Annotated in this window: 5 protein-coding genes, 2 tRNA genes and 1 pseudogene; all 8 read right to left on the bottom strand. The window is 60.7% G+C overall.

All coding sequences use genetic code 11. The features are described 5' to 3' along the window. A pseudogene (locus ACR0P8_RS01480) lies at positions 1-88 on the bottom strand (50S ribosomal protein L19); the annotation flags it as partial. 389 nt (positions 89-477) lie between these two features. After that, positions 478-2175: a glucose-6-phosphate isomerase gene (pgi, locus tag ACR0P8_RS01475; protein WP_432622998.1), complete on the bottom strand. Its 1698-nt coding sequence runs from the start codon at positions 2173-2175 to the stop codon at positions 478-480. A 239-nt stretch (positions 2176-2414) separates the two neighbouring features. Further along, complete coding sequence (locus ACR0P8_RS01470) at positions 2415-3770, bottom strand: acyltransferase family protein (protein WP_432622996.1); 1356 nt, start codon at positions 3768-3770, stop codon at positions 2415-2417. A 29-nt stretch (positions 3771-3799) separates the two neighbouring features. Continuing rightward, positions 3800-4807 (bottom strand): AEC family transporter, encoded by a 1008-nt coding sequence (locus ACR0P8_RS01465; RefSeq protein ID WP_432622994.1) that lies wholly within the window; start codon positions 4805-4807, stop codon positions 3800-3802. Between the two features lies 1 nt (position 4808). Further along, positions 4809-4889 (bottom strand) — tRNA-Leu (locus tag ACR0P8_RS01460). A 104-nt stretch (positions 4890-4993) separates the two neighbouring features. Then, a tRNA-Thr gene (locus ACR0P8_RS01455) sits at positions 4994-5069 on the bottom strand. Positions 5070-5184: 115 nt separating this feature from the next. Continuing rightward, positions 5185-6465, bottom strand: coding sequence for an aminoacyltransferase (locus ACR0P8_RS01450; protein WP_432622992.1), 1281 nt, complete (start codon positions 6463-6465; stop codon positions 5185-5187). Between the two features lie 134 nt (positions 6466-6599). After that, positions 6600-7874, bottom strand: coding sequence for an aminoacyltransferase (locus tag ACR0P8_RS01445; protein WP_432622990.1), 1275 nt, complete (start codon positions 7872-7874; stop codon positions 6600-6602). Positions 7875-7908 lie beyond the last annotated feature (34 nt).

Here is a 7908-nt window from a genome sequence, read left to right as displayed (position 1 = left end):
CTTCAACGGTGTCGCCAGGACGGAAAGCCGGGATTTCCTCGGCCGGCTTCATGTGCTTGGCGTCAAATGCCTCAATAGCGTTAACCATTGTGTTTCCTCGAGTCGCCGCCGCATATCAGCGCACAGGTAAGGGCTTCGTACAGCGTTCTTGCGATCGCCGTCTCGGCCTGTTCTTTCGCTCCGCAGGTCTGCCTGCGAAGGGTTGCCGATCCGCCGGAAATATTGCGATTGAAGCACGGCCGAAGTTGCCTGCGGTCGTTCCGGCTGGACCTAGAGAAAAACGGGATTATGCGGCGTCCCGCTTTCCGGCACAGCAATAATCAAAAATACCCCATCCGCAAGACACGGATGGGGTAGATCATGCACGCGCTAGACGTTGCGTTCCGATGGGGAAATCAGAACTCACGGCATGGACGGTCGCCAGACCGTCCATCAGATAACACCGTGCGACGCGCGCAACCGTGAGTTCTAATGAAATCAGAACTCCCTATTCGCGCGGTAGAACTTGATCAGGGACTGGGTGGAGGCGTCCTGGGCGGCCAGAGCGTCATCGTCCTTGGAGATGGCCGGGGTGATCTGCTTGGCAAGCTGCTTGCCGAGCTCGACGCCCCACTGGTCGTAGGAGTCCAGGCCCCACACGGTGCCCTCGACGAAGGTGATGTGCTCGTACAGGGCGATGAGCTCGCCGAGCGAGAACGGGGTCAGAGCCACACCGAAGATGGAGGTGGTCGGACGGTTGCCGGTGAACACGCGGGCCGGGACGATCTCCTCCGGGGTGCCCTCAGCGCGCACCTCATCGGCGGTCTTGCCGAAGGCCAGAGCCTTGGTCTGCGCAAGGTAGTTGCCCAGGAACAGCTCGTGCACGTCCTGGTCGCCGTCCTTGGTCGGGTTCGGGGTGTTCACGAACGCGATGAAGTCGGCCGGGATGAGCTGGGTGCCCTGGTGGATCAGCTGGTAGAAGGCGTGCTGGCCGTTGGTGCCCGGCTCGCCCCAGAAGATCTCGCCGGTCTCGGAGGTGACCGGGGTGCCGTCCCAACGCACGGACTTGCCGTTGGACTCCATGGTCAGCTGCTGCAGGTAAGCCGGGAAGCGGTGCAGGTACTGGTCGTACGGCAGCACGGCGTGAGAGGCGGCCTTGAAGAAGTTGCGGTACCACACGTTCAGCATGCCGAGCAGCACGACGACGTTCTTCTCGAACGGGGTGTTGGCGAAGTATTCGTCGATCTCGTGGAAGCCGTGCAGGAACTCCTCGAAGCGGGCCGGGCCGAAGACCACGGCGAGGGAGGTGCCGACGGCGGAGTCGACGGAGTAACGGCCGCCGACCCAGTTCCAGAAGCCGAAGGCGTTGGACGGATCGATACCGAACTCGGCGACCTTCTCCAGGTTGGTGGAGACAGCGACGAAGTGCTTCTTGATGGCTTCGGCGTTCTTCTCGTCGGAACCGTCGATGGCGCCCTTGGCCTTGAGCTCCTCGAGCAGCCAGGTACGGGCTTCACGGGCGTTGGTCAGGGTCTCCAGGGTGGTGAAGGTCTTGGAGACGATGATGAACAGCGTGGTCTCCGGGTCGAGGCCCTTGGTCTTCTCGGCCAGATCGTTCGGGTCGATGTTGGAGATGTAACGGGCGGAGATGCCGGCGTCCGCGTACGGCTTCAGAGCCTCGTACACCATGACGGGACCCAGGTCGGAACCACCGATGCCGATGTTGACCACGGTTTCGATCTTCTTGCCGGTCACGCCGGTCCACTCGCCAGAACGAACCTTGTCGGCGAAGGCGTAGATGCGGTCGAGGACCTCACGCACGTCCTTGACGGTGTCCTGGCCATCGACGATGAACTTGCCCTCGTCCTCGACCGGGCGGCGCAGCGCGGTGTGCAGCACGGCGCGATCCTCGGTGTTGTTGATGTGCACGCCGGTGTACATGGCCTTGGTGCGCTCGTCGAGCTTGACGGCCTTGGCCAGGTCGGCGAACAGCTGCAGGGTTTCCGGCTTGATCAGGTTCTTGGACAGATCGAAGTGCAGGTCGCCGGCGTCGAAGCTCAGCTTCTCGACGCGCTCGGCGTCATCGGCGAACCACTGCTTGAGGCTGATGCCCTCGGACTGCAGCTCGTCGTAGTGCTTCTGCAGAGCGGCCCACTCCGGGGTCTTGGTGGCGTCAACGGGAGGATTGATGGCCATATCGGTTAGGTCCTTTCATCATCACTGTGAAGCGGGACGCGGCGGTGGAATCTCGTTCGATTTCCAACGTCGCGAGCCGTTTTCTTCACATCACAAGATACTCACAAAAGCCGACAGAACAACACAAAAATGTTTCCTCAGTTAACACATTCGCTCGGAAGCGCGGCATACCGCGGTTCCGACCACCTTTCGATGGCGACATGCCGTTTCACGGCGATTACTGAAATCGTATGCAACGTTCAGCGGGAAAGCTTCAGCGCACGTAGCAGCGGCTGCCGTATGCAACGATCGCATACACAGACCACGACCACGAAACCGATGGAGAAGACTATGCCGACCGCGAACCAGGCCAGCAGCCAGCCGAAGCGTGCGACAGGAGCGCCCGCCAAAGCCGCGTCGGCGAGCGCCGGCGCCATCGCCCGATCGCACAGCGGCTTCCACAATTCGCCGGCAAGCGATTGCACCACGTAGAAGCCGAGGATGCCGGAAGCGAGAGCCTGCACGGCGGGGCGGAATGGCGATCGCGCGGCCGAAGCGTGCCTCGCCTCGGCATGTGCGACGGCGATCATCAGCGAACAGACGGCCAACACGAACGAGAACGCGGATGTCGACTTGAACGACAGGCGGTACATCAGTGAATAGTCGCCCTTGGCCACGGCCCATGCGACGACCACGGACAGCACGGCGAGCACCGCGACGAGCATCCACGCCCAGACGCCGGCGCGCATCCATAGCGGCCTGCCGGATTTTCCACGACCGGCTTCACGACCACGACCGGCTTCACGGCCATAACCGGCACCTCCACGACCATCGCCGGTAACGGTCCCACGCGCACGTCGCATCACATAACCAACCAATCCGGCCAGCACGAACGAGACTGCATAGCTCAACGCGCCCATCCATTTACGCCAGTCGAACAGGGCGAACGAGCCCGTGGAGGTGAACGCCACGTAAGCGTTGAGCACGTAGACCAGCACCGTCACGACGGTTGCCAATGCAATCAGCACGGCGGCGTTCCATCGCGCGATACGGGCCAGCAGCCAGGCGACGAACGGCGCGAACGCCACCACGAGCGTGTAGACCCAGACGAATTCGAGACCGAGCAGGAACCATTCCTTCCATCCGGCGGAGGCGACGGGCATGACGAAACGGTCGACGGCAAGCATGATCAGCGTGTAGAACGCCACCGTGGCCAGGACCTGCGCCACGCGGCGCACGGTGGCTCCAGCCTGCCGCCGCCAATAACCCGTCTCGAGCGAATCTCGCATCATGCGGGGAAGGAGGAAATATCCGGAGATCATGAAGAAGGCATGATTGCCCCACGCGCCCACGAATTTGATCATCATGACCAGCCAGACGGCCCACAGCGAGCCGGTCACCGCGCTGATGGGCGTATTCGGGTCGATCGGCCGTGGACCGTATCCCAGCACGCCTTCGAACGCGGGAAGGAACGTGTGGAAGATGGCGATGCCGACGATGGCCAGCAATCGCAGCATTTCAACGGCGAAGATACGGGGCGATTTCGACCGGGTCCGTGCCGGCGTCCGTCCCTTCCACGGCATCCGTCCTTCAGGCTGGGGCACAGGTTGGGGCATATGTTCCATTGGCTTCATTGGCATACCGGTTAGGCTATCGCAGCGATCAGGAAATGCGCTGCGGTCATCATGATCAGGCCGATGATCGCGGAAACGGACAACGAGAAGCCGGCAAGCTTCGCGTTGCCAAGCACTTCGTCGGTGAACAGCGTGGAGAACACGGCGATCGGCGCGAGGCAGCACATCACCACCGCCTCACGCACGTCGGCGCCGAACGGCAGCACAAGCCAGGCGCACAGCGCGAATATCAGGCCGAACGGCAATCGCAGGCCGATGATTTTCAGCAGCTTCGCCACATCGTCGCGGCCTGCGGGCAGATCCATGAGCATGCCGACCATCAGCATGGCGATGAACGAGTTGGCGTTGGCGAGCGGCGCAACGAACGTGGCCACGGCACTGGGAATCTTCACGTCGGCGAGCATCAGCACGATCATGACCAGGTAGGTGTCGAACGGCACCGAGCCGAAGAATCCCTTCGCCACATTGCGCAACAACGCGTGACGGGCGAGCCTGCGGGCGTCCTTGTCCTTGGGTTTCGCGTACGGCAACACCGGAGCGTTCCCTTGGTACTGCTCGCCCAGCGTCTTGCCTGGCTGAATATGCAGAAGGGTCTGCGTCATGACGTTCGTGCCGGCCGCCACCATCACGCAGTTGCCGATGTCGAACATGGCCGCCGGAACGATGGCGGCGGTGCCGAGGAACGCCTGTACCACGGGAAAGCAGAAGCAGCCGATGTTGAAGCCGGAACCGTTGAGCATGGTGAACGCGCGTTCCTGCACCGGTTTGTGTCGCGTGATGAGGAAGATGAGCACGGGCGGAATAAACGCCACCACGAAACCGAAGACGGAGATCCACAGCATGCTGGAATCGTGGGGATTCGTGGCGAACGAGTAGATGATCGCGCAGGGAAGGACCAAGTCGAACAGTGCTACCTGCAGGATTCGATAGTCGCGGTTTTTGAATTTGCCGGCACGTTTGAACAGATAACCGGTGAGGATGATGGCCAACAGCGCAATCGGCTGAATAAGCGTGGACATGTGCGCGAGATGGGACTTGAACCCACACGTCAAAGACACAGGAACCTAAATCCTGCGCGTCTACCAATTCCGCCACTCGCGCGCTATTCTTCATCGTGCATACCGCATGACGGAGCTGTAGCCCCGACCGAAACCACAATCCCGGCCGATATGCAAAACCCTAGATGCCTGACGCATCTAGGGCGATGGAGCCACTTGACAGAATCGAACTGTCGACCTGCTCATTACGAGTGAGCCGCTCTACCGACTGAGCTAAAGTGGCGTGCTGCCCGGCAAGCATATGCCGCCTGCGCACAAGACAACAAGCATAGCGGAAAAACCGGACGAGCACAAATCGAGCACGTCGGCCGTCGCGTGACGGCCACGTGACGGCCGTGTCAGTGCCGCAGGAGGTGCGCCAGACGCTTCAGGTCGTATCGGAAGCCATCAACCGGCAATGTGAATTCGCCCGGCAGCTCCTCGACGTATCCGTTGAAGCCCTGCTTGAATTCCAACACACCGCGGCCGGCCGAATTCGGATCATCGAAAATACCATCGATGCCGTAGAAGTTGTACCGGTTCACACCACGTTCCAGGCAACGGGACATCATCTCATGCTGCAGTGCGGTGGGCGCATAGAATTTCGCGTACCGCTCATCGGAGCCGCTGGAGAAGTAGACCAACTCGCGTTCATGCCACATGAACAGGCCCACGGCCGCGGGCACCACCTCACCGTCCCGTTCGATGCGGAGATGGGCGTCCTCGATGCGTTTGCGTGCGGCAAGCACGTTCTTCTCCGCATTGTTCAGCTTCTTCCGCACGTCATCCGGATATTTCGTAGTTTCGAGCGATGCCGCGAACTTCGCCCGATCCTTTTCGAATTTATCAAGCTTGGTCTGCCAATTGTTCAGATACTCATCAAGATGCACCTCGGCCACCATGAATTCGGCGGCGTCCCCGAACGCGTCGAACAGACGCTCGAAATACTCCACATCACGGTTGGCGAAATGCTGCTTGATGCTGCTCATCTCGCAAATGTCGTGAAACGTCCCCAGTTCATCGCGCTTCAGTCTGCGCACCTTCACTCCGCTGTTGCGCGCGATCTTCACATTGCGTCGCGTGTTTTTCGCATACGAGGCGAGCAACTGGTCCGCCGTGTCGAAACCGCTAAGGTCCTTGACGTAATTCCACCGGTTCACAATCGACGCGTATCCACGCGTGAATCCCGCATGACGCCATCCCAAAGAAACGTACGCGTCGATCAAGGCGTTATCCGGATTCTCCGTCGGCTCGCCATCGGAATCATGCAGCCGATAGACTTGCGCGGGCCAGCATGTGACGCTGATCGCGCCACGCTTGTGCGCCGCGGCACGCAAGGCGACCGTCAACGCGGTCAGCTGCTCTTTGTTGGCCGCATCGCATAGCGGGCCAAGCCAAATCGAGCCCTCAAGTCCGAACCGGCCTTTCGTATATGCCACCATCGCACCGGCCACCGGCGCCCCATGCTCATCGGTCAATCCCAGGAACTGCGTGTCCGCACCATCGGAAGCGGCCAGACGGGCCATCGCCGAAGTCTGCTGGAATCCGCCGAACGCGCTGTTCGCGGACAATTCGTCAAACTGCTTCCCCGTCAATTCGCGGACGGACCAACCGGCACTCATCTTTTCCTCGTGCTGCATGTCATACCTCTGCTTCGTCTACATACGTAACCAAAGACGCGAGTATAAACATTCACCCGGGAAAAACGCTGGACGAAAGCCATGTTTTAGCTATATTCCAGATATGTTTCACATAACGGCGGTGCGACCATCCGTCAACGCCTGAGCAGACGGCGCAGGGCCGTCTTGACACGGTAGACCACCGGACGCACGGGCAGCACGAACTCGCCTGCCAGCTCCTCCACGTACCCATTGAAGCCCTGCTTGAACTCCAGCACGCCACGGCCCTCGTCATCGGGATCATCGAAGACGCCATCGATGCCGTAGAAGTTGTAGCGGTTCACGCCACGTTCCAGGCACAGGTGCAGCATCGCGTAATGCTGGATCAGCGCGGATGCGTAGAACGGCTTGTATTCCTCGACGCTGCCGGAGAACAGGTAGATGGTTTCACGGGGATGTTCCACGAACAACGAGGCTGCGGCGGGCAGGATATCGCCCTTGCGCGCCAGCGTCTCGGCTTCGGCAAGACGTTTTTCGGCAGCGGCCAAGTTGCGGCTTTCCTCGCCCAGCTGCCTGACCAGCCTGGTGGTCTCGCGTTCGGCGATCTTCGCCTTCAGCGCATCGACCTTCGCTTTCAGAGAGTCGACCTTCGATTCCATGTCGGCCTTGTATTCGGCGATATGGATCTCCGCCACCATGAAATGGGCGCTGCTGCCGTACGCCTTCTTGAACCGATGGAAGTATTCCTCGCCGCGATATTCGAAGCTGCGCCGTTCGGCCGTGGCCTGTTCGATGTCGGCGAAGACCTTCAGCTCGCTGTCGTCCAGTTCGCGCACATGCACGCCCATGGACGCGGCACGTTTCACACTCCATTGCGTGCGCTTGTCATACGACTTGAGCAGCGCGCGCTCGTCGGCGATGCCGTCCAGATCCTTGACGTAGCGCCAGCGCGGAACCGCGGTGTATCCGATGGTGAATCCGCCGTGTTCGAAACCGCACGCGGTGAGGTTCTTCACGATGGCGTTGTCGGGCGCTCCTCCCTGTTCGTCGGGAATCGGCTTGCCTTCGCTGTCACGCAGACGATACGGCTTTTCCGGTGTGATCTCAAGCTGCGCCGCCTTGTTCTTCCTGGCGCGCTGCCTCAACTGTCCGATGAAAAACGTGGTCAGTTCGGCGTCTTCGAAGTCACATAGCGGCCCATCATGGACCGTACAGAACGTGGACACCCTGCTGCGATGCGTTTCCAGCAGCGCGGCGGCGACAAGCCCGCCGTTCTCTCGCACGCCGAGGTATTCGACCTGCACACCCTGCTCGGCGCGCAGCCGGCCGGCCGCCGAAGTCTGCTGGAAGTTGCCGTCCGGATGTCTGCCGGAGAAATCATCGAATTCCTCTTCCGTGAGAGTCTCCAGAGTGAACGAACGCGTACCCATCAATTCTCCATCCATATCATTGACGAACATTGCC

Source organism: Bifidobacterium sp., from assembly GCF_050874245.1.
Lineage (GTDB): Bacteria > Actinomycetota > Actinomycetes > Actinomycetales > Bifidobacteriaceae > Bifidobacterium.
This window is presented reverse-complemented; position numbering and strand designations above follow the sequence as displayed.

What these genes read in the sequence shown, in the direction of transcription:
- ACR0P8_RS01470 (WP_432622996.1), bottom strand. Translation starts at nt 3,770, where the DNA reads ATGCCCCAACCTGTGCCCCAGCCTGAAGGACGGATGCCGTGGAAGGGA.
- ACR0P8_RS01465 (WP_432622994.1), bottom strand. Translation starts at nt 4,807, where the DNA reads ATGTCCACGCTTATTCAGCCGATTGCGCTGTTGGCCATCATCCTCACC.
- pgi (WP_432622998.1), bottom strand. Translation starts at nt 2,175, where the DNA reads ATGGCCATCAATCCTCCCGTTGACGCCACCAAGACCCCGGAGTGGGCC.
- ACR0P8_RS01445 (WP_432622990.1), bottom strand. Translation starts at nt 7,874, where the DNA reads ATGGGTACGCGTTCGTTCACTCTGGAGACTCTCACGGAAGAGGAATTC.
- ACR0P8_RS01450 (WP_432622992.1), bottom strand. Translation starts at nt 6,465, where the DNA reads ATGCAGCACGAGGAAAAGATGAGTGCCGGTTGGTCCGTCCGCGAATTG.